23 protein-coding genes are annotated in these 23,594 nt (G+C 76.0%); 14 read left to right on the forward strand and 9 right to left on the reverse strand.

Going from position 1 to position 23,594, the window contains the following annotated elements:
- Positions 1–158 precede the first annotated feature (158 nt).
- The 3 genes from ACFVHI_RS28615 to ACFVHI_RS28625 all read left to right on the forward strand — a co-directional run bounded on the left by ACFVHI_RS28615 (position 159) and on the right by ACFVHI_RS28625 (position 4,079).
- Complete coding sequence (locus tag ACFVHI_RS28615) at positions 159–1,661, forward strand: SDR family oxidoreductase (RefSeq protein WP_380344150.1); 1,503 nt, start codon at positions 159–161, stop codon at positions 1,659–1,661.
- A gap of 55 nt (positions 1,662–1,716) precedes the next feature.
- Positions 1,717–3,039 carry a cryptochrome/photolyase family protein gene (locus ACFVHI_RS28620; RefSeq protein ID WP_380344153.1) on the forward strand — a complete coding sequence of 441 codons (1,323 nt, stop codon included), beginning with the start codon at positions 1,717–1,719 and terminating at the stop codon, positions 3,037–3,039.
- A gap of 212 nt (positions 3,040–3,251) precedes the next feature.
- Positions 3,252–4,079 carry an alpha/beta fold hydrolase gene (locus tag ACFVHI_RS28625; protein ID WP_063352897.1) on the forward strand — a complete coding sequence of 276 codons (828 nt, stop codon included), beginning with the start codon at positions 3,252–3,254 and terminating at the stop codon, positions 4,077–4,079.
- An 18-nt stretch (positions 4,080–4,097) separates the two neighbouring features.
- Here ACFVHI_RS28625 and ACFVHI_RS28630 read toward each other — a convergent pair whose 3' ends face one another.
- The 3 genes from ACFVHI_RS28630 to ACFVHI_RS28640 all read right to left on the reverse strand — a co-directional run bounded on the left by ACFVHI_RS28630 (position 4,098) and on the right by ACFVHI_RS28640 (position 6,997).
- The gene (locus ACFVHI_RS28630; RefSeq protein WP_380344156.1) at positions 4,098–5,201 is read right to left on the reverse strand and encodes a PP2C family protein-serine/threonine phosphatase; all 1,104 of its coding nucleotides are present in this window, start codon (positions 5,199–5,201) and stop codon (positions 4,098–4,100) included.
- A 139-nt stretch (positions 5,202–5,340) separates the two neighbouring features.
- A complete protein-coding gene (locus ACFVHI_RS28635) occupies positions 5,341–6,147 on the reverse strand; it encodes a hypothetical protein (RefSeq protein ID WP_380344159.1) in 807 nt (268 codons plus the stop codon).
- 208 nt (positions 6,148–6,355) lie between these two features.
- On the reverse strand, positions 6,356–6,997 hold the full coding sequence (locus tag ACFVHI_RS28640) for a TetR/AcrR family transcriptional regulator (RefSeq protein ID WP_063352894.1): 642 nt from the start codon (positions 6,995–6,997) through the stop codon (positions 6,356–6,358).
- Between the two features lie 48 nt (positions 6,998–7,045).
- On the opposite strand from ACFVHI_RS28640, the gene ACFVHI_RS28645 reads away from it, so the two are divergent.
- From ACFVHI_RS28645 to ACFVHI_RS28655, 3 genes are all read left to right on the forward strand, one after another.
- Positions 7,046–7,909 carry an alpha/beta fold hydrolase gene (locus ACFVHI_RS28645; protein ID WP_380344162.1) on the forward strand — a complete coding sequence of 288 codons (864 nt, stop codon included), beginning with the start codon at positions 7,046–7,048 and terminating at the stop codon, positions 7,907–7,909.
- A 186-nt stretch (positions 7,910–8,095) separates the two neighbouring features.
- On the forward strand, positions 8,096–10,276 hold the full coding sequence (locus ACFVHI_RS28650) for an MMPL family transporter (RefSeq protein ID WP_380344164.1): 2,181 nt from the start codon (positions 8,096–8,098) through the stop codon (positions 10,274–10,276).
- Positions 10,277–10,597: 321 nt separating this feature from the next.
- A complete protein-coding gene (locus tag ACFVHI_RS28655) occupies positions 10,598–11,065 on the forward strand; it encodes an NADAR family protein (RefSeq protein WP_063352891.1) in 468 nt (155 codons plus the stop codon).
- Positions 11,066–11,100: 35 nt separating this feature from the next.
- Here ACFVHI_RS28655 and ACFVHI_RS28660 read toward each other — a convergent pair whose 3' ends face one another.
- Positions 11,101–11,916, reverse strand: a complete 816-nt coding sequence (locus ACFVHI_RS28660; protein ID WP_380344167.1) for a BPL-N domain-containing protein — start codon at positions 11,914–11,916, stop codon at positions 11,101–11,103.
- Positions 11,917–12,256: 340 nt separating this feature from the next.
- Between ACFVHI_RS28660 and ACFVHI_RS28665 the strand changes: the two genes are divergently transcribed.
- Complete coding sequence (locus ACFVHI_RS28665; protein ID WP_380344170.1) at positions 12,257–12,772, forward strand: cupin domain-containing protein; 516 nt, start codon at positions 12,257–12,259, stop codon at positions 12,770–12,772.
- 231 nt (positions 12,773–13,003) lie between these two features.
- Here the strand turns inward: ACFVHI_RS28665 and ACFVHI_RS28670 are convergent, their stop codons facing one another.
- Both ACFVHI_RS28670 and ACFVHI_RS28675 read right to left on the reverse strand, forming a co-directional pair.
- Positions 13,004–13,768, reverse strand: coding sequence for a hypothetical protein (locus ACFVHI_RS28670; protein WP_380344173.1), 765 nt, complete (start codon positions 13,766–13,768; stop codon positions 13,004–13,006).
- 123 nt (positions 13,769–13,891) lie between these two features.
- Positions 13,892–15,010 (reverse strand): DUF4037 domain-containing protein, encoded by a 1,119-nt coding sequence (locus ACFVHI_RS28675; protein ID WP_380344176.1) that lies wholly within the window; start codon positions 15,008–15,010, stop codon positions 13,892–13,894.
- A gap of 552 nt (positions 15,011–15,562) precedes the next feature.
- Here ACFVHI_RS28675 and ACFVHI_RS28680 point away from each other — a divergent pair.
- The 3 genes from ACFVHI_RS28680 (at position 15,563) to ACFVHI_RS28690 (ending at position 17,156) form a co-directional block, all read left to right on the forward strand.
- Positions 15,563–15,796 (forward strand): hypothetical protein, encoded by a 234-nt coding sequence (locus tag ACFVHI_RS28680; RefSeq protein ID WP_363586793.1) that lies wholly within the window; start codon positions 15,563–15,565, stop codon positions 15,794–15,796.
- Between the two features lie 18 nt (positions 15,797–15,814).
- Positions 15,815–16,633: a helix-turn-helix domain-containing protein gene (locus ACFVHI_RS28685; RefSeq protein ID WP_380344179.1), complete on the forward strand. Its 819-nt coding sequence runs from the start codon at positions 15,815–15,817 to the stop codon at positions 16,631–16,633.
- A gap of 79 nt (positions 16,634–16,712) precedes the next feature.
- The gene (locus ACFVHI_RS28690; protein WP_380344182.1) at positions 16,713–17,156 is read left to right on the forward strand and encodes a hypothetical protein; all 444 of its coding nucleotides are present in this window, start codon (positions 16,713–16,715) and stop codon (positions 17,154–17,156) included.
- Between the two features lie 65 nt (positions 17,157–17,221).
- Here ACFVHI_RS28690 and ACFVHI_RS28695 read toward each other — a convergent pair whose 3' ends face one another.
- From ACFVHI_RS28695 to ACFVHI_RS28705, 3 genes are all read right to left on the reverse strand, one after another.
- Complete coding sequence (locus ACFVHI_RS28695; RefSeq protein WP_380344184.1) at positions 17,222–18,496, reverse strand: MAB_1171c family putative transporter; 1,275 nt, start codon at positions 18,494–18,496, stop codon at positions 17,222–17,224.
- The gene (locus tag ACFVHI_RS28700) at positions 18,493–19,098 is read right to left on the reverse strand and encodes a ParH-like protein (RefSeq protein WP_380344187.1); all 606 of its coding nucleotides are present in this window, start codon (positions 19,096–19,098) and stop codon (positions 18,493–18,495) included. The genes ACFVHI_RS28695 and ACFVHI_RS28700 overlap by 4 nt, the downstream gene beginning before the upstream one ends.
- A gap of 146 nt (positions 19,099–19,244) precedes the next feature.
- Positions 19,245–19,691, reverse strand: a complete 447-nt coding sequence (locus ACFVHI_RS28705; RefSeq protein WP_063352883.1) for a helix-turn-helix domain-containing protein — start codon at positions 19,689–19,691, stop codon at positions 19,245–19,247.
- Between the two features lie 357 nt (positions 19,692–20,048).
- On the opposite strand from ACFVHI_RS28705, the gene ACFVHI_RS28710 reads away from it, so the two are divergent.
- The 4 genes from ACFVHI_RS28710 (at position 20,049) to ACFVHI_RS28725 (ending at position 23,524) form a co-directional block, all read left to right on the forward strand.
- Positions 20,049–20,702 (forward strand): PH domain-containing protein, encoded by a 654-nt coding sequence (locus ACFVHI_RS28710; RefSeq protein ID WP_063352882.1) that lies wholly within the window; start codon positions 20,049–20,051, stop codon positions 20,700–20,702.
- 158 nt (positions 20,703–20,860) lie between these two features.
- Positions 20,861–21,427, forward strand: a complete 567-nt coding sequence (locus ACFVHI_RS28715) for a hypothetical protein (RefSeq protein ID WP_380344190.1) — start codon at positions 20,861–20,863, stop codon at positions 21,425–21,427.
- Positions 21,428–21,479: 52 nt separating this feature from the next.
- The gene (locus ACFVHI_RS28720) at positions 21,480–22,379 is read left to right on the forward strand and encodes a S1 family peptidase (protein WP_380344193.1); all 900 of its coding nucleotides are present in this window, start codon (positions 21,480–21,482) and stop codon (positions 22,377–22,379) included.
- Positions 22,380–22,525: 146 nt separating this feature from the next.
- A complete protein-coding gene (locus tag ACFVHI_RS28725) occupies positions 22,526–23,524 on the forward strand; it encodes an aldo/keto reductase (RefSeq protein ID WP_380344196.1) in 999 nt (332 codons plus the stop codon).
- Positions 23,525–23,594: the final 70 nt, after the last annotated feature.

The raw sequence follows: 23,594 nt of genomic DNA on the forward strand, positions 1-23,594 counted from the left end.
GGCCCCCTCACGCCCGGGCGCCCGCAGGAGACCCCTGGAAGACTCGAATCCCCGGCCCCGTCCAATCCCCGGCCGCGTCCGCTCCGAACACCCCGGCAGCGCCCCCCGCGCCTGGCGGGGTACGGGGGGCGCACCCGCCCGCACGAGAGGAGCCGCAGGTGGACGAGCCGACCCGGACGCGCCCGCACTGCCTGGTCACCGGCGCCACCGGCTACATCGGCGGGCGCCTGGTGCCCGAACTGCTCGCCGCCGGGTACCGGGTGCGCTGCCTGGTCCGCGACCCGCTCCGGCTGCGGGACCAGCCCTGGCGGGCCGACGTGGAGGCCGTCACCGGGGACGTCACCCGCCCCGAGACCCTGCCCGCGGCCTTCGACGGCATCGACGCCGCCTACTACCTGGTCCACTCCCTGGGCACCGGGCCCGGCTTCGAGACCCGGGACCGGCAGGCCGCCGAGGCCTTCGCCGAGGCGGCCGCCGCCGCCGGCACCCGGCGCATCGTCTACCTCGGCGGACTGCTGCCCGCAGGCGTGCCCGAACCGCACCTGTCGCCCCACCTGCGCTCGCGCGCCGAAGTGGGCCGCGCCCTGCGCACGGGCGGCGTCCCCACCGCCGAACTGCGGGCCGCGGTGATCATCGGCTCCGGCTCGGCCTCCTTCGAGATGCTGCGCCACCTGACCGAACGGCTCCCGGCGATGGTCACCCCCCGCTGGGTCGACACCCGCATCCAGCCGATCGCCGTACGCGACGTGCTGCGCTACCTGGTCGGCGCCGCCGCCCTGCCCCCCGAGGTCGACCGCACCTTCGACATCGGCGGGCCCGACGTGCTCACCTACCGGCTGATGATGCGCCACTACGCCGAGGTCGCCGACCTGCCCCGGCGCCTGATCGTGCCGGTGCCCGTGCTCTCCCCGCGCCTGTCCAGCCACTGGGTGGGCCTGGTCACCCCCGTACCGGGCTCGCTCGCCCGCCCGCTGGTGGAGTCGCTGCGCCACGAGGTGGTGTGCCGCGAACACGACATCGCCCGCTGGATCCCCGACCCGCCCGAGGGCCTGACCGGCTTCGACCGGGCCGTGGAACTGGCCCTGCGGCGTATCCGCGACGCCCAGGTCTCCACCCGCTGGTCCTCCGCCTCCCTGCCCGGCGCGCCCAGCGACCCGCTGCCCACCGACCCCGACTGGGCCGGCGGCAGCCTCTACCAGGACCTGCGCCGGCGCCGGGTGGCCGCCGACCCGGCCGCGCTGTGGCGGGTGGTGGAGGGCGTCGGCGGCGAGAACGGCTGGTACTCCCTGCCGCTGGCCTGGGCCCTGCGGGGCCGTCTGGACCGCCTGGCCGGCGGCGTCGGCCTGCGCCGGGGCCGCCGCGACCGCCACCGGCTGCGGGTCGGCGACGCGCTCGACTTCTGGCGGGTCGAGGAGATCGAACCCGGACACCTGCTGCGGCTGCGCGCCGAGATGCGCCTGCCGGGCCTGGCCTGGCTCGAACTGCGCGTGACGCCCGACGGCGACGGCGGCGCGCTGTACCAGCAGCGGGCGCTGTTCCACCCGCACGGACTGGCCGGCCACCTCTACTGGTGGTCGGTGGCGCCCTTCCACGCCCTGGTGTTCGGCGCCATGGCCCGCAACATCACCGAACGCGCCCGACCCGCTGCCCGACCCGCCTGACACTCGACCCGCCGCCTGACACCCGCACCCGCACCCCACCGCACGAGGCCCCCCGATGAGCACCGCCGTCGTCCTGTTCACCCAGGACCTGCGCCTGCACGACAACCCCGCCCTGCACGCCGCCCGCACCCGCGCCGACCAGGTCGTCCCCCTGTTCGTCCTCGACCCGGCCATCGCCCGGGCCGGCTTCGCCGCCCCCAACCGGCAGGCCTTCCTCGCCGAGAGCCTCGCCGACCTCGACCGGGCACTGCGCGCCGCCGGCTCCCGCCTGGTCCTGCGCCACGGCGACCCCGCCGAACAGGCCGCCCGCCTGGCCGCCGAGTGCGGCGCCGACACCGTCCACACCAACGCCGGCGTCTCCGCCTTCGCCACCCGCCGCGAACACGCCCTGCGCCGCGCCCTCGGCGAGCGCCTGCACCTGCACGACGCCGCGCTCACCATCGTCCCCGCCGGCCTCGTCACCCCGGCCGGGCGCGACCACTACGCCGTCTTCACCCCCTACCACCGCGCCTGGCAGCAGGCCCCCCGGCGCACCGTCCTGCCCGCCCCGCGCACCCTCGCCACCCCCGACGGCCCCGCGAGCGCCCCGCTGCCCGCCGCCCCCGCCGGCACCTCCCCGGGCCGCGCCCCCGGCGGCGAGAGCGCCGCCCGCCGCCGCCTGCGCGCCTGGAACCCGGACGACTACGAGCAGTTGCACGACGACCTCGCCGCCGACGCCACCTCCCGCCTCTCGCCGTACCTGCACTTCGGCTGCCTGTCCGCCACCGAACTCGCCCACCGCGCCGGGAAGTCCGACACCCCCGGCGCGGCCGCGCTGGTGCGCCAACTCGCCTGGCGCGACTTCCACCACCAGGTCCTCGCCGCCCGCCCCGACGCCGCCCACGCCGACTACCGCCCCCGCCCCGTCCGCTGGTACGACGACGAACGCGAGCTCCAGGCCTGGCGCGAGGGCCGCACCGGCTACCCGATCGTCGACGCCGGCCTGCGCCAACTCGCCCACGAGGGCTGGATGCACAACCGGGCCCGCCTGCTCACCGCCTCCTTCCTCACCAAGAGCCTGCGCCACCACTGGCGCCCCGGCGCCGCACACTTCCTCGCCCTGCTCGTCGACGGCGACCTCGCCAACAACCAGCTCAACTGGCAGTGGGCCGCCGGCACCGGCACCGACACCCGCCCCAACCGCGTCCTCAACCCGCTGCGCCAGGCCGACCGCTACGACCCCGACGGCGTCTACGTGCGCCGCTGGGTCCCCGAGCTCGCCCACCTGCCCGCCCGCGCCGTCCACCGCCCCTGGGAGCTCGCCGAGCCCCCGGCCGGCTACCCGGCGCCCCTGCTGCCCCCCGACGCCCTCGGCACCCGCCTGCGCGAGAGCGGCTGAACCGCCCTCGTCCTCACCCGCACTCATCCGCCCTGACCCGAAACTCACCCGAGCTCACCCGAACGGCGTAGCACCGCGTCCGCTCCCGCGCGGGCCCCACCCGCCTCCCGTTGGATGAACCTGCGGCCCGGCCGCCCCCGACAGGCCGCCCCCGGCAGGCCGCCCCCGGCAGGCCGCCCCACCCCCGGCGTACCACCCGAAGGAGCAGGAGCATGCCCATCTCCAGGACCCGCGACGGCGTCGAGATCTTCTACCAGGACTGGGGCAGCGGGCGCCCCGTCGTGTTCATCCACGGCTGGCCGCTCAACGGCGACGCCTGGCAGGACCAGCTGAAGGCCGTCGCGGACGCCGGCCTGCGGGCCATCGCCCACGACCGGCGCGGCCACGGCCGTTCCGCCCCGGTCTACGGCGGCTACGACTTCGACACCTTCGCCGACGACCTCGACAGCCTGCTCACCGGGCTCGACCTGCGCGACGTCACCCTGGTGGCCCACTCGATGGGCGGCGGCGAGCTCGCCCGCTACATCGGCCGCCACGGCACCGGGCGGATCCGCTCCGCGGTCCTGCTGTCGGCGATCACCCCGTCCATGCTGCAGGGCCCCGACAACCCGCACGGCGTGCCCGGCAGCGTCTTCGACGACATCAAGGCCGGCATCCTCACCGAGCGCTCCCAGTTCTGGCAGGACACCTCCGTCAACTTCTTCTCCGCCGACCGCCCCGGTTCCCGCGTCACCCAGGGCAACCGGGACGCGTTCTGGTTCATGGCGATGCACCAGACCATCGAGGGCGGCGTCGACTGCGTGGACGCCTTCGGCTACACCGACTTCCACGAGGACCTGGCCAAGTTCGACATCCCCACCCTGATCGTGCACGGCGACGACGACCGGATCGTCCCCGTCGAGGCCACCGCCCGCCGGGCCGCCCGGATCATCCCCGGCGCCGTCCTGAAGGTGTACGAGAACGGCTCGCACGGCATCGCGATGGTCCCCGGTGACAAGGAGCGCTTCAACGCCGACCTGCTGGAGTTCCTCAAGCGGTGAGGGCGCCCCAGGGCAGCTTCAGGGCGCGCGGCGCAGGGACAGCGCCGTGACGTCGTCGCGGCTGCGGCCCCCGCTCCAGCGGCGGGCCTCGCGGTCCAGGGCCTCGGGCAGCAGGGCGGCGGGGGCGGCGGCGAGGGCGGCCAGGCCCCGCTCGACGGGGTAGAACGCGCCGGTGGCGTCCTGGGCCTCGGTGATCCCGTCGGTGAGCAGCACCAGCACGCCGTCCTCGGGCAGCGCGAACCACCGGACGGTGCGCACCTCGTCGGTCAGCTCCGCCAGCCCGAGCGGCACCCCGGCCGGCAGCTGCACGGCCTCGACCCGGCCGCCGTGCAGCAGGTAGGGGGCGAGGTGGCCGCAGTTGACGGCCTGCACGTCCGCGCCGCGCTCCACGCCCAGCACGGTCGCGGTGACGAAGCGCTCGCTCTCGCCGCCCTGCACCGCGTACGCGTTGTGCCGCTCCACCGCCGCCTCCAGGGCGTCCGCGACGCCGGTCAGCGCCGGCTCCCGGAAGGCCGCCTCCCGGAAGGCGCTCAGCACCGCGAAGCCCGCGCCGATCGCCGGCAGGCCCTTGCCCTGCACGTCGCCCACCAGCACCCGGGTGCCGTACGGGGTGTCGGCGACGTCGTACAGGTCGCCGCCGACCAGGGCGTCCTCCTCCACCGGCCGGTACAGCCCGTACAGCTGGACGTCGGGGGTGAGCACCGGCAGCGGGCGCAGCAGCTGGCGTTGCAGGGCGACGGCGGTCTGCCGCATCCGGAACAGCTCCCGCTCGCGCCGCACCCGTCGTGTGCACAGCCCGACCACGGCCGCCTCGGCGCCGACCACGCCCACCAGGGTGCCCACCCGGGCGGCCAGCGAGGACGGCGGGAACAGCACCGTGCTGACCGCCACCACCCCGGCCACCCACACCGAGACCGCGACCGTCTGCGCGACGGTGCCCAGCCCCGCCAGCAGGGCGGGCAGGAACACCAGCAGCAGCACCAGCCGGGCGCTGGTGCCGCTCGCCGCCTGGGCGAGCAGCACCACCGCGGTGGAGGCCAGCACCCCCAGCACCACCGCCCGGTTGCCCGGCGCCCGCGTCCCCCCGTCGTCCCGGTCCCCGCTCCCGTCCGCGCCGCCCACCCCGCCGTCCTCTCCGCCGCCTCGCCGTCCCCCCCAGGCATACCGGCGGCCCCACCCGGCCGCCAGCGCAGCCCGCCCGGACGGGCGAGCGCCCGCCCGGGCCCGGACGCCCGGCGCCCAGCTGCCCGCCGCCCGGGCGTCAGGCGCAGGTGCTGTCCGCGCAGAGCTGCCACGGCTCCCAGGAGACGAACCGGTCCACCTCGGTGGTCCGCCACGAGCGGTCGCGGTTCCACTCGCGGACGGTCACCCGCAGCCGCCCGTCCGGCAGTTGGACGACCGAGGTCGGCGCGCCCAGGCCCGCGTTGGGGTCCGGCAGCCTGGGCAGCTGCCGCACCGGGCCCCAGGAGTCCTGGGCGTCGACGTCCTGGCTGCGCACCTCCATCGCCGCGTTCGTGCCGGCGCCGGAGGCGAAGGCGTGCAGCCGGCCGTCGCGTTCCCTGAAGAGCGTGAGCCCGCCGTGGTACGGCGGCGGGGACAGCTCGAAGTTCTCGGTCGGGGTCCAGGAGTCGCCGGGCGCGGGCAGGACGGTGTGGCAGAAGCCGCCGTAGGAGGCGAAGAACACCTCCAGGGCGCCGGCGCCGTTCTCGACGGCGCTCACCTGGTACAGCTTCGGGCCCACGGGGGTGGCGCTGACGCGCTCCCAGCCGCCGTAGGCGCCCCCGGGCGCGTCCTGGGAGCGGTGCCAGACGAAGGGCAGGAGGGAGGCCGCCGAACTGTCGTAGAACTGCTGGAACTGTTCGGTCCGCCCGTCGGAGCGCGGCGTCTCCAGCAGGGTGTTCGGGAGGGCGGTACTGGCCAGGCCCTGGGCGGCCGCGTCGGCCCCGCACCCGGCGGCGACGCCCGGCGAGGGGGCGGTGCCCGCCGTCGTCGTGGCCCACGCGGTCGTCCCCGCGAAGGCCACGGCCAGCACACCCGACAGCACGGCTTGCGGAAGTCTCCTGTACACGGTCGGTGAACCTCCCCATTCGGTAACGGAAAAGGAGTGCCCGGCAGGGGAGTTGGCCGCTTTCGCCGGCCCCTCGCGCGGGACCGGCACATTCTCGTGCACCGGCGCCGGGGCGGACAGGGCGCCTGCGGGGCGGCCGGACGGGATCCGGCCGAACGGCGGCCCGCCCCGGCGGCGGGGGAAGGCCGGCCGGTCCGGGGGCGACAGGTCAGGCGGTCGGCAGGTCCGGGGCGGCGTCACCGCGGGGACGGCCGCGGAACAGCTCGTCCAGGTGGTGGGTGAGGATCGCCAGCGCGGCGTCGCCGGTGCGCTGGCCGCCGAGCACGCTGGAGCCGAGGCCGTTGACCATGGCCAGCAGCCCGGCGGCGGTCATCTCCGGGTCCCTGGCGGGGTCGATCTGCCCGGCCTGCTGGGCCGTGCGGACCTGCTTGGCGAGGAAGCCCTCCAGCAGGTCGGGCTGGGGCGTCCCGTGCTTCTCCACCAGCGCGGGATCGCTGAGCACCAGCGTGTAGTAGGCGGCGTAGGTGCGGGTGATCCGGCGGCTCTCCGGGTCGGTGGGCAGGATGCTGGACAGGACCGCGGTCACCAGGCCGCGCGGCGTGGGCGGGGTGGCGGCCGCGGTGATCCACGCCGCCATGCGGGCCTGGAGCTGGGCGCCGAGCCGCTCCAGCGCGTCCAGCAGCAGCCCCTCCTTGGTCGTGAAGTAGTACTGCACCAGCCGCAGGGAGACGCCCGCCTCGGTGGCGACCGCCCGCATGCTGGCCGCCTGCAGCCCCTGGGTGTCGGCGATGCGCAGCAGCGCTTCGGCGATCTGCCGCCGGCGTTCCTCGTGATCGACCCGCGCGTTCATGTACGACCTCCCTGGTACACCCGTATCATGCCGTGATACACATGTATCATGCGAATCAGCCAGTTCAAGAACGACCAGGCCGGGGACCGGTTTCGCGCCGCCTATGAGCAGGCCCTGACGGAACTGTGGCCCGGGCCGCGGACGGCGCTGGACCTCCCGACCGCGTTCGGGACCACCCGCGTCTACCGGACCGGCCCGCAGCACGGCGAGCCGATCGTGCTGCTGCCCGGCTCGGGCGGAAACGCACTGATGTGGCACCGCTACATCGACACGCTGGCCCGCCACCGCCCGGTCATCGCCGTCGACACGGTCGGCGAACCGGGCGCGAGCGTGCAGAGCGCCCCGATCGCCGACGGCCGGGACGCGGCCGCCTGGCTGGACGAACTCCTGGCCGCACTGGAGGTGACGGACGCCCAGGTCGTCGGCTGCTCCTACGGCGGCTGGCTGGCGCTCCACCACCAGATCCATCATCCCGGGCGGGTCGCCTCCCTCACCCTGGTGGACCCGGCGGGCTTCGCCGACATGGGCGCCCGGTTCTACGCCTGGGTGATCGCCGGCGGCCTCGCCGCCACCGCGCCGCGGGCGCTGCGCCCCCGACTGGCCCGCCTGGTCGGCAACAGCGCCATCCTGGAGACCGAACTGATGGCCCTGATGCGCGCGTCGATGGGGTTCCGCCGCGCGCTCCCGGTGCCCCCGGTCCTGTCCGACGAGGAACTGCGCCGCCTGGACGTCCCCGCACTGTTCCTGCTCGGGGAGCGCAGTGCCATGCACGACGCGCACGCGGTCGCCGAGCGCCTCGGCCGCCTCGTGCCCTCGGCCCGGACGGAGATCGTGCCCGGCGCCGGCCATGCCCTGCCGACCGACCGGCCGGACCTGGTGGCCGACCGCGTCCTGCACCCCGCCGGGCGGTAGCGCCACCGGCCGGCCCCGGGGGCTCCCGCCGTGCGGGTCCGGGCTCCCGGCCGTCGGGGGAGGGGCGGAATGGGCCTGGTCCGGGCGGTGTTGGGCGAGGGTGACGATACCCCTGGGGGTACATGGCAGAATTGCCACATACCCCCACCCGTATTTTTCGGGACCGCCCCGAGAACGGAGCACCACGTGAACCGCCCCGCCCCCGCCGTACGGCCCGCCGCCCCGCCCCCCGAACCCGACGCCCGCCCCGGGCCGCTCGGCCGGCTCGGCCTGTGGTCGGTGCGCCACGTCAAGGCCGTCCTGGCCGGCTGGCTGCTCGTCGTCATCGGGCTGGGCGCGTTCGCCCCGCAGGTCACCACCGCCCTGTCCGGCGCCGGCTGGCAGGCCGACGGCTCCGAGTCGGTCACCGTCCGCCGGCTCGCCGAACAGCACTTCGCCGGCAACGCCTCCTCCGCGATCCAGATCGTCGTCACCGCCGACCGCCCCGTCACCGAACCCGCCGTCCAGCAGGTCATCGCCAAGGCCGGCGAACTCGCCGCCGCCGACCCCCGCGTCTCCACCGTCATCGCCCCCCGGCCCGGCGCCACCATCAGCCCCGACGGCCGCACCGCCGTCCTGCTCGCCGGCGCCAAGGCCTCACCGGACGACATGGTCCGCGCCGCCGACGACCTCAAGAAACCCCTCGCCGACCTCTCCGCCCCCGGCATCGACGTCCACGCCACCGGCGCCTCCGTCCTGTGGAGCGACTTCAACAAGGCCAACCACGACGCCATGATGAAGTCCGAGTTCATGTCCTGGCCGGTCACCCTGGCCATCCTCGTCCTCGCCTTCGGCTCCCTCGTCGCCGCCGGCCTGCCCCTGCTGCTCACCATGGCCGGCCTCGCCGCCTCCGCCGGCTCCCTGGTCCTGATCAGCCACCTGTTCCCGGTGTCCGTCTGGGCGATGAACTTCGCCATGATGTTCGCCCTCGCCCTCGGCATCGACTACGCCCTCTTCCTCGTCGTCCGCTTCCGCAGCGCCCGCAGCGCCCGCGACATCCGGACGGGACGCGCCCCGGACACCGCCCGGGCCGTCGCCGAGACCATGGACACCGCCGGCAAGGCCGTCCTGCTCTCCGGGGCCACCGTCCTGGTCAGCCTCTCCGCCGTGATGCTCGTCCCCTCCCCGGCGTTCCGCTCCATGGCCGGCGGCATCATGCTCGCCGTCCTGTTCGTCCTCGCCGCCACCCTCACCCTGCTGCCCGCCGTCCTCGGCAAGCTCGGCCCCCGCGTCGACGCCCTCGCCCTGCCCTGGGCCAGGACCGGCGCACACCACTCGCCGCGCTTCGCCGCCTGGGGCGAACGCCTGTGGCAGCACCCCCTGCGCTACGGCGCCCTCGCCCTCGCCGCACTGATCGCCCTCGCCGCCCCCGTGATCGGGCTGCGCACCGCCATGCCCTCCATCACCGTCCTGCCCGGCGACGCCAGCGCCCGCGCCGGCTACACCGCCGTCCAGCAGGCCTTCGGTCCCGGCGCCCCCGGCACCCTGCAGATCCTCACCCCCGCCGGCCAGGCCGCCGACACCGCCGCCCGCACCGCCGCCACCCCCGGCATCGCCGGCGTCATGCCCGCCCAGGACGCCGCCGACGGCTCCGGCTGGTCGATGATCCAGGCCGTCCCCGCCGTCGACCCCTCCAGCCCCGACCTCGCTCACACCGTCCACACCCTGCGCGCCGAACTGCCCACCGACGCCCTGGTCGGCGGCGCCGCCGTCGAGAACCTCGACCTCCAGCACCTGCTCACCGAGAAGACCCCGCTGGTCATCGGCGTGGTCATGGCCCTCGGCTTCCTGCTGCTGCTCGTCGCCCTGCGCGCCCCGCTGATCGCCGCCCTCGGCACCGCCGCCAGCCTGCTGTCCACCGGAGCCGCCTTCGGCGTCGCCCGCCTCGTCTTCCAGGACGGCCACGGCGCGGGCCTGCTCGGCTTCACCCCGCAGGGCTTCCTGGACGGCTGGGCACCGGTGTTCTTCTTCGCGATGATCTTCGCCATCGCGATGGACTACACCGTCTTCCTGCTCGCCTCCGCCAAGGAGCACTACGAACGCACCGCAGACCCCCGCGCGGCCATGACCGGCGCCCTCGCCCACTCCGGCCGGGTCGTCTTCGCCGCGGCGGGCGTCATGGTCGCCGTGTTCCTCACCTTCGCCCTGTCCGGGCCGCTGCCGCCCAAGGAAATGGGCATCGTGCTCGGCGTCGCCGTCCTGCTGGACGCCGCCCTGGTCCGGCTCGTCCTGCTGCCCGTCCTGCTGCGCCTGACCGGCCGCGCCGCCTGGCACACCCCGGCCTGGCTGGACCGCGTCCTGCCGAGGATCAGCTTCTCCCACGACTAGGGGCTCTCTTTCGGATCACGCCGGGCGCGCGACGCCGGAGCACGCACCTCGCTGCGTTGTCGTCGGTCGCCGATGCTCCGCATGGACTCCCTCCTCCGCCTTGCGATGCACGCACTCCGACGCCGCGCGCTGATCCGACGTGATCCGAAAGAGAGCCCCTAAGCCCGGCCCGGCACCCCGCCGAGCCCGCGCCGAGCCCGCGCCGAGCCCGCGCCGAGGCCCGTCGAACCCGCGCCCGCGACCGGACGAAAACCGGTTGCGGGCGCGGCCGCACGCCTGCGACCGTACGGCTCCCGCCAACACCCCCTCCACGAGGCCCTGATGACCATCTACTTCTACGGCGCCGACGAAGCCCCGCACGGCTGCTTCTCCAACTTCTCCCCCCACCCCCTCCACCTCGACGGACACCTCTGGCCCACCTCCGAGCACTACTTCCAGGCCCAGAAGTTCGCCGGCACCCGCCACGCCGACCTCGTCCGCCGCGCCCGCACCCCGCTGCGCGCCGCCGAACTGGGCCGCGACCCGGCCGGACCGCTGCGCCGCGACTGGGAGCGCGTCAAGGACGACGTGATGCGCCGGGCGGTGGCGGCCAAGTTCCGGGAGCACCCGGACATCCGCGCCGTCCTGCTCGCCACCGGCGACGAGGAACTCGTCGAGGACACCGGCACCGACCACTACTGGGGGCGCGGACGCACCGGCACCGGCAGGAACATGCTCGGCCGCATCCTGATGCGCACCCGCACCCGGCTGCGCGCCGAGTTCCCCGCCGGACCCGCCGAGCGGGCGTGACACCGCAGCTCACCCGCAGGCGAGTTGACGGAACGTCATGACGAGGGGGTCGCCGCCATCAGGTCGTGCAGCAGGTCGGCGCCCAGGCCCAGGCCGGTCTTCGACTCGTCGGGCAGGTGGTAGTCGCGGTACCAGTCCGCGGGGGCCTCCGGGTGCGGGCCGCTGACCGCCACCCGGCCGGCGCCGTAGGGGGCGGTGACGGCGGCGGCGCGGCCGTTGGAATAGCGGGCCAGGACGTCCACGCCCGGGCCGTCGACGTCGAAGTACGGGCCGTCCTGGAAGTACATCCGCTGCGGGCGGCCGCGCCAGGCGACGTCGACGAGGCGGTCCTGCTCGTCGGTGACGGTCGCCCCCCGGGAGTGGATGTACTGCCCGGAGTCGCCCGGCAGGAGGTCGTAGCCCGGGTCGCCGGCCAGGTAGCCGCCCATGCACAGGCCCAGGTAGCGCCCGCCGCCCCGGACGAAGTCGCGCACCAGCTCCGGCGAGAAGCCGGGGTCGCGCTGCAGCAGGCCCCACGCGGTGCTCACCTCCTGCCCGTTGGTGCCGCCCGGCTGCACGTACAGCGCGGCGCCGGCCAGCACGCCCGCGCCGAAGCGCAGCCGCTCCTCGGGCCCGACGTAGCGCACCGCGAAGCCGTCGCGCTCCAGCAGCTCCCGCGCCGCCTCCGGGCAGCCCTCGCAGGCCGCCGGGCCCCGGTAGACCAGCGCGAGCGGCCGCCCGTCGGCGGCGGCGACCGCGTCGTCGGCCGCGCCGTCCGGCACGGGGGAGGCGCCGCTGGCGGACGCCGTCAGCAGCGCCGCCGCCACCGCCAGGGCCGCGGCGGCCCGCCCGGGCCGCCGCCCACCCCTCATGACCGGCACTCCCGCCATCGCCGACACCCTCCCCGCGTCCTACGCCGTGTGCAGCGACGACGCTACGGGCACAGCGGCCCGCGCCGCACGTCCGCCCCCCGAACGGATGCCCCCGCGCCGTCCGCGTTGACGGGAGGCGGGCCCGGGGGAGTAGCACGGACGGGCAGGTCAGGCGGGCGCGGCCTCGGCCCGCCGTTCGTCCTGGTGCCGCAGAAGATCGTCCGTCGTCATCGGGCAGGTCTGCCGGTCTGCCAGCGGCCGCCGGCCCCGGGAATTGACCCGTGAAAGTGGCATTCAATTGCCACCTGATGGCGGGTCTTTCCGGTTCTAGCCTGGTCCCATGACGACGACGAGCAACACCGCCACCGCCGCCCCCGTGCTGACCCGCCACGCCGAGGCCGAGACCTGCGCCGACCCGAGCAGCACCATGACCCTGCTCGCCGACTCGGCACACACCGAGGGCGGGTTCACCAGCTACCGCTCCACCTTCGCCAAGGGCGCCGTCGGGGCCCCCGCGCACTTCCACACCCGGGCGTGGGAGCTGTTCTTCGTGATCGGCGGCTCGCTGCAGGTGCTGGTCGGCGAGGAGGTCACGATCCTGGGCGAGGGCGACTTCCTCGCCGTGCCGCCGCACACCCCGCACGCCTTCGCCGCCGCCCCGGGCGCCGAGGCCGACGTCCTGTTCGTGTTCACCCCGGGCATGGACCGCTTCGACTACCTGCGCCTGCTGGGCCGCGTGATGCGCGGCGAGACCGACCCGGGCGCGATCGCCGCCTCCGCCGGGCGCTTCGACAACCACTACGTCGACAGCCCCGCCTGGCGCGCCGCCCTCGACCGGAGCGCCGCCCCCGCCTGAGGCCCCGACCGGGGCCCGTGACGGCCGCTCCCGGCGGGCCGGTGCGGGCCGGGTGTGGAACGGTGGAGGCCGGGGGTGTCCTGGTTGCGAGAGGAGTGGCCATGTCGTCGAAGCGTCGCCGCAAGAAGAAGGCCCGGGCCCGGCGCGGGGCCAACCACGGCCGCCGGCCCCAGTGCTGAGCGCCTGAACCGTGCGCGCGGCCGGGGCGCCGCCCCCGGCCGCACCGGGCGCTCAGCCCGGTTCGCGCCCGTGTCTGCGCCCGCGCCCGCGCGGCACGGCGTGGTACGTGCAGGTGTCCGTCCAGTTGCGGCCGAAGGTGAGCACCAGCACCGGGCCCCGCCCCTCGGCGCGGGCGGCCCGCAGCAGCGCGGCCGGGTCGGCGTCCGGCGGGATCTGCTCGTGCCGGAAGTGCACGTCGCTGCCCGGGCGCGGCCAGTACGGGTCCGGGCGGGGGATGCCGGGCAGGTCCCAGACCAGGGTGGCGTCGGCGGTGGACAGGCTCGGGCCGGGCATCCGCCGGCCGTCGGGGAAGAGGCCGCGGTCGCGGTGGTAGCGCAGCGCGTAGGCGACCGTGCCCGGTGAGTACGGCGGTTCGTCGCCCCAGGTGTTCGGGAAGCCCCAGTCGGCCAGGCCCGCCGCGCCGATCCTGGGCAGGACGGCGGTGATGTCCTCGCCGGTGGCGAAGTAGGCGGCGGCGCTCATCCGGCAGACCAGCACGCCGCGGCCCTCGGCGGTGGTGGTGAGCAGGCCGAGCGAGGCGGGGCGGTCGCAGTGGTCGGCGACGCGGGTCAGCAGGTGCGTGACGCCCTCCACCGCGGCCAGGCCCTCGACCATCCGGCGGATCCGCTCGCGCTCGGCGGCCCGCAGCGCCTCGACCTGCGGCGAGGAGGCCAGGGCGCGCAGCCGGCGGGTGGTGGGCAGGCGGGCGCGCAGCGCGTCCCGGGCCCGTACGGGCTGGGCCAGCAGCATGCCGAGCAGGTACTCGAAGCCGTTCACCGGGCGGGGTCCTCTCGGGCCGGGTGGCGCCCGCGCGGGTCGCGGCGTCCGCCCCACAGGCTGGCCCGGCGGCGGCCCGCACCGCAATGCGCCGCCGTACCCGAATTCCGCCGACCGCCGGGTTCAGCCGAGGGCGCCGACCGCCGTCCGGACGGCCTGCGGCAGGCCGAGCAGGTCGGTGCTGTCCGTCCACTGGTCCACGCCGCCCACCGGCGGCAGGGCGCGCAGCCGCGCGTCGGTGACCGTCTCCAGCAGCGCCCGGGCGAAGCGGCCGGCGTCCAGGACGAGGTAGGGGCGGCCGTGGAACGGCCGGCGGGCCGCCGCCAGCGGTGCGGTCAGCCCCAGGGCGTTGTGCCGGCGGGCCGCGGCCTCGTACGCCTCGCACAAGTACCGTTCCCGCTCCGCAAAATGACTGGACGTCAGCGCGCCGTGCAGCAGCGGCCCCAGCTCCCCGGCGGCGCCGGTGCGCCCGAACGCGCTGCCCAGCCACTTGCCGTACGGGGCGTAGCGGCGCTCCATCAGCAGGGACAGCCGCATCACCTCCCGGACCAGGCGGGCGGCCACCACCATCGAACCGAGCTCGTCGCCGACCTCGGCGCAGCGCCCGACGAACGCCTCCTCCTGCTCGATCCGGCGCCACTGGCAGGCCAGCAGGTAGCGCCACACCTGCTCCGGGTACCAGGCCAGGTGGCGCCGGGCCGCGGTGAGGTCGCCCGGGCCGTCGTGGAACACCGCGCCGCCGGTCACCTCGGCCAGGCGCTGCTGCGGCAGTGCCAGCCAGTCACCGGCCCCCGGGTCCGTCCGGTACCACCCGGCCGCCGCCGGGCCCAGCCGGGCGGCCAGCCAGGACGGCACGTCGTGGACCTCGACCAGGTGGTCCACCGGGCCCTCGGTCCAGTCGGGGTGGCGCACCGGGTCGAGCGGGTCCGGGCCGCGCCGGAAGTGCGTGGAGCGGCCGCGCACTTGCCGGGGCAGCCGGTGCGCCAGCACCTCGCGCAGCCGCTTCCCGTGGCGGGCGGCGTCGCCGGGGGAGAGGAACAGTTCCAGGCGCGGGCCCCAGTCGTGGTCCGTCGAGCGGGCGGTGTCGAAGCCCAGCACCTCCGAGCCCGCGCCCACCCGCGCCGCCGCGTACCCGAGTCCGGGGAACGCCTCGGCCAGCAGCGGGCGCACGGCCTCCTCGTGCAGCGTCCGAGCCAGCTCCAGGCCGGGGACGAACGCGCCACCATCATCGGGAGTCGTCATGGGGCCCACTGTGCCAACACCCCGCTGCCCCGGGCCACCGGATTCCGGACCACCGCCTCCCGGAAACCCCTTCCGTCGGCTGCCGTGTCCGCCGGCCGCCGCCCTTTCCCCCGGCGGACAAACACAGAGAGACCGCTCGGGCCGCTGGGGCCGGGCGGTCTCTGCTGTTCGGACGGGCCCATGCGCCAACACGGCCCGCTGCCGGTGTTCCCGAGAATTTGGAGTAGACAGCGCCCCCGGGTTCCTGACCCGCAGGTCTGGATGACGCTGCTGCACATCGTCACATTCAGCCAGGACGGCTACAAGGGCGAGTTGCACAAAAATGCATCAAATTCCGGTTTCGAGTTCCTGAACTGCACTGATGTCACAGGGTTGTGACGAGATTGCGGGCCGGGCCCGGGATTCTGGCGCATCAATCTTCGCGATGTTCACCGAACCGATTGGGAATCACCCGTACGCCTGACAGAGTGTTGCGCGAAACGGGTTCCTCGCGTGACGCCAACCACCGAAGTTCCCGTCCGTTGGAGTAGACGGTGATATAGGAGGTCCTCGATGACGAGGAAGCGGAAGAAGAAGCGCGCCCCCGCCCACTGCGCCGCCGGCCACCCGGCGCCGCCGCGACCGGGCCTGCCCTGGTCGTCCGGCCCCGTGCGGACGGCCGTGGTCGTCGTCGTGGTCGTCGTGGCCGCCGCCCTGGTGAGGACGGGCATGTCGGCGGGAGCGGCGCTCGAACTGGCCACCGGCGGACTGCTGTTGAATGCCAGGCTCCAGCAGGGGCGGGCCTAGAAGGAACGCCGGACCGCGATGGGACGCCAGGAGAAACCGATCGCGGCGACCGAGCCGGCCCTGGGCCGGCTCGCCGCGTTGCTGCGCGAGCAGCGTGAAGAGGCGGGGCTGACCTACCGTCAGCTCGCCGACCGGACCAACTACCACCCGACCACCCTGCAACGGGCCACCAGCGGCCGGACCATGCCGAACTGGGAGGTCGTCGAGGCCCTCACCCGGGCCTGCGACGGCGACCTCAAGGCGGCCCGCCGCAAGTGGACCCTGGCCAACTACTGGGCCCACGTCCCGCGCCCCTCCGGGACCCAGCGCCGGGCGCCCCGACGGCTCAACCCCGAGCAGGTCGACTCCCTCGCCGACCTGCGACGGGCGATGCACGAGATGCGGCGCAAGGCCGACTGGCCCTCCCTGGAGGAGCTGGACCGCCGGGCCCGGGCCGGGGGAGGGCGCCTGCCCTCCAGCACCCTGGCGCTGGTCCTCAGGGGTGAGGCCCCGCTGCGCAAGGCGGTGTTCCTCACCTACATGGAGGTCTGCGGGGTCAAGGAGGCCCGCCGCGCACTGTGGGCGGCGGCCTGGGAGCGGATGAACAACGCCCGCACCCCGGCACCGGTCAACTCCCGCACGTACCAACGGGAGTTCACCCGGGCCATGCAGTCCTCCAGCAGCGGCACCCCGACGGACACCCTGTTCAAACTGTGGGTGACCCTGCGCAACAGCCTGGCCGCCGACCGCGCCGAGGACGCCGGCCACCCCGGCCACCCCGGCCACTCCGGCCACTCCGGCCACTCCGCTGCGACGGGCCGCGACGGCACCGGCGGCGGCCCGCCGGTACTCGTGTGACCCGGTCCGCGGACGGGAACGCGCCACCAGCGCCCCGTCCGCGGACCAGCACCCACCCGCGCCACCTCGGGAATCAACCATGCCGACACCACCACGACAGCCGACCACCGCCAACGCCACGACCACCGCCATGACCACCGCCACCGGACCGGCGCTGGGCCTGTGGGCGCTGTACGACCTCCACCTGCGCCACTACCTCGACTACGCCGCCCTGCTGCTCCCCGCGGCCGACGCCCCGCTGGCCGTCCAGGGCGCCTTCGACGACCTCAGCGGCCACTGGCTCGACGCCCTGGCCACCGCCAGCCCGGCCGCCTGCGCCTGGCAGGCGGTCCGCCGACGCGTCTGCGCCCTGGCCGGCCCGCGCCCGCTCGGCCCGGTCGCCCACCTCACCGCCCCCCAGCAGGACGTCCTGCTGCTGCACCTGGTCCTCGCCCTGCCCGCCGCCGAGGTCGCCGCGCTGACCGGCACCGAACCGGGCGCCGTCCACGTGCAGTTGCGCTCGCTGGCGGCCGTCCGCCGGTAGCGGCCGCCGCCCCGGCCCGCTCCCGCCGTTCCACCGGCCGGGTTGCCCCCGGCCGGTCCGGCGGCTCACCGCACGGGGCTCGCGACCGGGTCGGGGTCGGGGGCGCTGGGGGATGGGGCGGCGGCGCGGGCGCGGGCGCGGACCTCGGCGACGGCCGGGCAGGTGGCGTAGACGCGGGTGAGGTGGGCCAGGTGGTCGGCCTCGGACTCCAGGTCCGGCCCCAGGGCGTGCGGCGGTTCGGCCGCCGGGGCGGTGCGCGGGGTGTCGGGGTTGGGCCGGGCGCCAGCGGCCGCGCGTTCCAGTGCGGCGGCCAGTGCGGCGGCCTCGGCGGTGGCGTCGGCCCGGGCGGCGGACGGGGGGAAGCGCGAGGTGGCGGCGGCGAGCCACCGCGGGGTGCGCGGGTCGAGGTGCTGACGCAGGATCAGCCGGGCGTCGTGGATCTCGATGATCCGCCGGTACAGGGCGAACTGCGGGTCGCGCGGCGGCAGCAGCGGCAGCCGGCTGGCCGGGGCGAGCGCGATCTCCGGCAGCACGGTGTGCAGGTCCCGCCAGAGCGGGGCCAGCGCCCGGTAGCGGCGGTGGGCGCGCAGCCAGCCGCGGACGGCGGCGTGCGCGGCCGGCCACACCGTGGTGCCCAGGCCGGTCGCCAGCAGTGCCACGCACAGCAGGCCCAGGACGCCGCACAGGGCGTCCTCGGCGCCGGCCTGGGTGCCGGTGGCCGCCGCCTGGACGACGTCGTCGACGCCCCAGGCGTTCCACAGCAGGCCCGCGACCAGGCTCAGGGTGAGCAGCCGCAGCCCGCTGCGCTGCCGCCCGGGCGCGGCGGCGCGGGCGAGCCGGGCGAGCTGGCGCAGCAGGGCGGTGAGGCAGTAGGCGAGGTAGAGCACGCCGGCGGCGGTGTACCCGGCCAGCGCCAGGCGGGCGCCGGTGGAGGGCGCGGCGGTGAGGTCGGAGGCATCCAGGCCCGGCGCGGCGGCGACGAACAGGACCGCCCGCACCCCCAGGACACCGGCCAGCAGGGCCAGCTGGCGCCGCACCGCGCGGCGAGCGGGCTCGGGTGTGCGCAGGACGCCGGCCAGCAGCCGGATCGCGCAGGCCGCGCCGATGCGCAGCGTGTCGCCGAGCAGGACGGGCAGGGCGGGCGCGATCCCGAGCCGGTGCAGCCGGTCGGCGGCCTGGACGGTGGGCGGGGCGAGCAGCAGCAGGGCGGCGGCGAGCAGCGCGGTGGCGTAGCAGCTGTAGCGGGCGATGGCGCGCGGGTTGGTCCGGCGGCCGCGGGCGAAGTGCCAGGCGCTCAGGGCGAAGAACAGCGCGACGCCGTAGAGGACGAGGCCGCTCACGGACGCCCCGCCGCCCGGTCGCCGGCCGCCCGACCGCCCGCCGCCCGACCGTCGGCCGCCCGGTCGCCGGCGGGTCCGGGCCCGGGCTCGCCGGTGAGCAGGACGTCCAGGACGTCCAGCGAGTCCGGGTGCGGGGCGGGGCCGGGCGGGTGCGCGGCGTCGGCCTTGGCGGCCCGGCTGAGGATGAGGGAGGCCAGCAGCTCGGCCTCGCGCTCCTGGGGCTCGTCGTAGCCGGTGCGCCCGAGCACCCGCCGGACCAGGTCGGGGGACAGGTGCGGCAGGAGGTCCGCGGCCGGGCCGAGCGGCGCGGAGCCGGCGTGGTCCAGGAGCAGGTGGGCGATCTCGTGGACCAGGATGTGCCGGCGGTGCAGCGCGCTGGTGTCGGCGGTGTACAGGATGTAGTCCGCCTCCCGGGTGGACACCAGCAGCCCGCAGGGCGCGTTGGGCCGGGCGGCCACCGGCAGCAGGTCGATCGGCCGCCCCCGCCGGCGGGCGATCTGCTCCAGTAGCACGGTGGTGTCGAACGGGTTTGGCAGTTCCAGCTGTTCGGCCATCCGCCGGCAGCGGCGCAGCGCCGATCGGTAGCACCTGTCGTCCCGCACGCTGTGTTCCCCTTCTCGATCAGCGGCCCCGTTCCCCCCGATCTCCCGACCGCCGTGGTTCCGCCTCCGTGCCTGGCCCCCGTCTTCGTAGCCCCGGACTCCGTCCGCCCCGCCCGCGGCCCGTACCCCCGTCCGCGCCGCCGGCGTCAGGGCGCCGGGTGCCGGCGGGCCGCGTCCCGGCGGGCGATGACGTCGATCAGCTCGCTGACCGTGTCCAGGCCCTCGGAGGAGAGGCCGACCGCGCGCAGCGCCAGGCTGCGCACGCCCGCGTCGCGCAGCGCGCCGAGCAGGGCGAGCTCCTTGGCGATCTCCGCGCCCTGCCGCTCGTCGAAGAAGTACGCGGGCGGGACCTGGAAGAACTGGGCGAGCGCCTCCAGGTGGCGCTTGGTCGGGTTGTCCCGGCGCCCGGTGCGCAGCTGCCACAGGTAGGTGGTGGAGAACGACTCCCCGGTCGCCTCGCGGCAGGCCCGGGCGACCTCTTCGTTGGTGTACTGCTCGCGGTCGGGCCTGCGGACGGTGTGGAACAGCGCCTCGATCCTGGCCGCGAGCCCGGACAGTTCCACCGGTCCGTCCTCCCGGTTCGATTCCGCCATGGCCCGCCCTCCTCACCGGGGCCCCGCGCGTCTCCTCCTGGCGGGCGGGCAGGGCCGGCCAGGTCACGATAACCCAACGGCATCAGCTGGCGTGGATCACAAGATACCGCCAATCAACGTCAGTTGACCCCTCCACCGGGGGCTGACATCCTGGACCGCAGGCCGTCCGGTCGAACTGACTGGCCATCAAGTCCGTTCGTGTTAAAGACATTTGACGTTTCCCCCGGATCATCCGAATGATCTCGGCAGGCCGGTAGTGTGACCGACTCCCCTGGGACCACCAGGCATCGACACCCGAGACGGGACCGGCCGGACCGGCCGGCCCCACCGACGGCACGACATGGGAAGGGAGCGCCCGTGAACACGGCGCCGCGACACCAGACGGTGCGGCTGGGCTTCCTGTGGCGAGCCGCCGGCGCCCCCGTCGGCTGCGTGCTCGCCCTGGCGATGGGCGTCGTGCTCGCCGACACCGGGGCCGCCGGCCGGATGGGCGCCGTCCCCGCGCTGCTGCTGTCGAGCGCGGCCGTCCTGGGCGTGGCCCTGCCCGTCCCGTACGGCTTCTGGCTGCGCGCCGACGACCACGGCCTCACCCTCGTCCGGGCGTTCGTCCCGCGCCGCTACCGGTGGCGCGACATCCAGGGCCTCACGATGGACGCCGGGCAGGACGCCGACTCCGGCGCCCACCGGCTCGTCCTGCTGCTGCGCCTGACCCCGGCACCCCGCCGGACCGCCCGCGCCGCCCGCATCGCCCGCGGCGCCCGCCTGTACGGGCCGGTCCTCGGCATCCTGGGCACCACCCGCGACGGGCTGCCGCGCGGCACCGAACACCGCCGCCTCGCCGAACTGTTCGACCTGCTCCGGCGCCACGGAGTCCCCTTCGACGACCGCCGCTACGCCGACCTCGTCCTCACCGCGCACGGCTACCCGGCGCTCGCCCACACCGCCCCCGGCGAGCGCGTCCCCGGCGAGCCCCTCCCCGCCCGGCCCGCCGCCCGCCCCGACGCCGCCTGAACCGGGCCCGAACCGCCCGAGCCGGGTCCGCGCCGCCCGCCCCGGCCGGCCCGGCCCTTTGAGCCGCCCACCGCTGAGCCGCCCACCGCCCCACAGCCGTTGACCCCGACGGAAGCGCGCCCGCCCGGACGGCGCGCCAGGACGTCAGGAGTGCGGCGATGCTCAGGTTCCACGGCGCATGGCGGATCACCGTGGTCGGCAAGAACGCCAGCTTCGACCAGCGCGCGGTGGTGCGCGGCCCCTACGGCACCCGGATTCTGCCCGGCCGGGTCGGCGCCACCCTGGAAGTCGACGAGGACAGCTGGACGCTGACCCTGGAACACCACCTGTGGGGCCGCAGCTGGCAGCCGAACCTGCGCGTCACCCCCGGACCCGTCACCGAACGCGACGGCGTCCGCAGCCGCCTGCTGACCAGCAACGACTGCCACTGGCCCGACAAGCCCCTGGACTACGTCAACTTCGTCGTCCGCCTCGACCAGAGCCTCGCCCCGGCCCCCGCCCTCGCCCCCGTCCGGGCCGTGCGCGCCGCCGACTCCCTGCAGCCCTCCGCGCCCCGGGCCATCCGCACCTCCTCCTCCGACGACGTCGGCGACTTCGGCGCCCCCGCCACCCGGCCCGCGCCCGCCTCCCGGCCCGCCCCCGCCACCCGGCCCACAGCCAACCCCGCGCCCAGGCCGGCGCAGGCCCCGGGCACCAACGCCCGGCCCGCCGCGACCCCCTGGTAGCCCGCCGCCGGGCCCGGGGGACAGCCCCCGGGCCCGGCGGCCCGCTGCCCGGATGTCCCGGACGGGCGCCGCAGGGTTGGCTGGACGCATCCGAACCAACCGATCCGAAAGGCCGTCACCCGTGCTCCTGCGCAAGACCGTCCGCCGCCGCGCCGCCCGCGCCACCGCCGTCGCCGCCCTCGCCGCCGCCCTGGGCGCCACCGCCATGACCGGAAGCGCCCAGGCGATCGTCAACGGCCACGACTCCACCGAGCGCTACCCGTTCATGGCCACGATCCCGATGAGCGCCAAGCAGATAGCCGACGGCACCTGCGGCGCCACACTGATCGACCCCCAGTGGGTCCTCACCGCCGCCCACTGCGTCCAGGGCTACCCGGGTAGCGAGCTGACGCTCGACGGCACCGTGCGCATCGGCAGCGCGCACCGCAAGAGCGGCGGCACAGTCCGGGCCATCACCCGCACCGTCGTCCACCCCGGCTTCAGCTTCGGCGACGGCCAGACCCGCCCCAACTACGACGACCTCGCCCTGGTGCGCCTGGACCGCCCCGTCGCCCAGCGGCCCATCCCCGTCGCCCAGCGACCCGGCCCGCCCGGCACCCCGACCCGGCTGCTCGGCTTCGGCACCGTCCTCGACACCCCCAAGTACGAGGACATGGTCTTCCCGGACCGCCTCCAGGAACTCGACACCCGCCGCGCCGCCGCGGCCGACTGCGCCCCCGGCTTCGCCGGCCCCACCCGCCTGTGCACGACCAGCCCCACCCCGAAGGCCATGGCCTGCTTCGGCGACTCCGGCGGCCCGCAGATCCAGCGCGGCCGCGGCGGCCGCTGGGAGCTCATCGGCACCACCTCCGGCCCCGGCGCCCCGGGCGTGCCCTGCTCCGAAGGCCCGGGCCTGTACACCGACGTGCGCGCCTACGCCGACTGGATCCGGGCCACCATCGCCGCCGGCTGACCGGCCTTGGCCTGACTGACTGACTGGCTGACCGGCCTGGCTGACCGGCGCATCCGGCCGACCGCCCGACCCCGGCGGCCGGATGCGCCGGCCGACCCGACGGTAAAGTCCCAGGTGAGCACCGTCGCGCCCGAGGAGACCCCGCCATGCCGACCGACCCCGCCACCGGAGCCGCCACCGACCGCCCGCCGATCGCGCGGTACGGCCTGGGCACCGCAGCCGTCGGCCGGCCCGGCTACATCACCCTCGGCCGCGACGGCGACCTGCCCGCCGAACGCACCGTCGAGGCGCTGCGCGACCGCACCCACGCCCTGCTCGACGCCGCCTACGCCGCCGGCGTGCGCTACCTCGACACCGCCCGCTCCTACGGCCGCGCCGAGGAGTTCGTCGCCCAGTGGCTCGCCGAACACCCCCAGGCCGCGGCCGAGGTGACGGTCGGCAGCAAGTGGGGCTACACCTACACGGCCGACTGGCAGACCACCGGCGTGGCCGCGCACGAGGTCAAGGAGCACTCCACGGCGGTGTTCGACCGCCAGATCCACGAGACCCGCTCCCTGCTGGGCCCGCACCTGGACGTCTACCTGGTCCACTCCGTCACCCCCGACAGCCCCGCCCTGACCGACACCGCCCTGCACGCCCGCCTGGCCGACCTGGCCGGGCAGGGCGTGCGGGTCGGCCTGTCCACCAGCGGCCCGGCCCAGGCGGACACCATCCGCGCCGCCCTGGCCGTCACCGTGGACGGCCGCCCGCTGTTCAGCGCCGTCCAGGCCACCTGGAACCTGCTCGAACCCTCCGCCGCCCCCGCCCTGGCCGAAGCCCATGCCGCCGGCTGGCTGGTCGTCGTCAAGGAGGCCATGGCCAACGGCCGCCTCGCCGGGCGCAACGCCACCGGGGACGACACCGCCGCACTGCGCGCCCTCGCCGCCCGCACCGGCGCCCCCCTCGACGCCCTCGCCCTGGCCGCGGCCGCCGCCCAGCCCTGGGCCGACCTCGTCCTGTCCGGCGCGGCGACCGTCGACCAGCTCGCCTCCAACCTCACCGCCGCCACCCTGCACCCCGACCCCGACGACCTGGCCGCCCTCGCCGTCCTGGCCGAACCCGCCCCGGCGTACTGGCGCACCCGCGCCGCCCTGCCCTGGGCCTGAACCACCCCCGCCGCACCGCGGGCCCGAACCCAGCCGCCCGACCCCCCCCTGCCCGAACTCCCTTGTCAGT

Origin of the sequence: Kitasatospora sp. NPDC127121 (assembly GCF_042677305.1) — a bacterium.
GTDB lineage: Bacteria > Actinomycetota > Actinomycetes > Streptomycetales > Streptomycetaceae > Kitasatospora.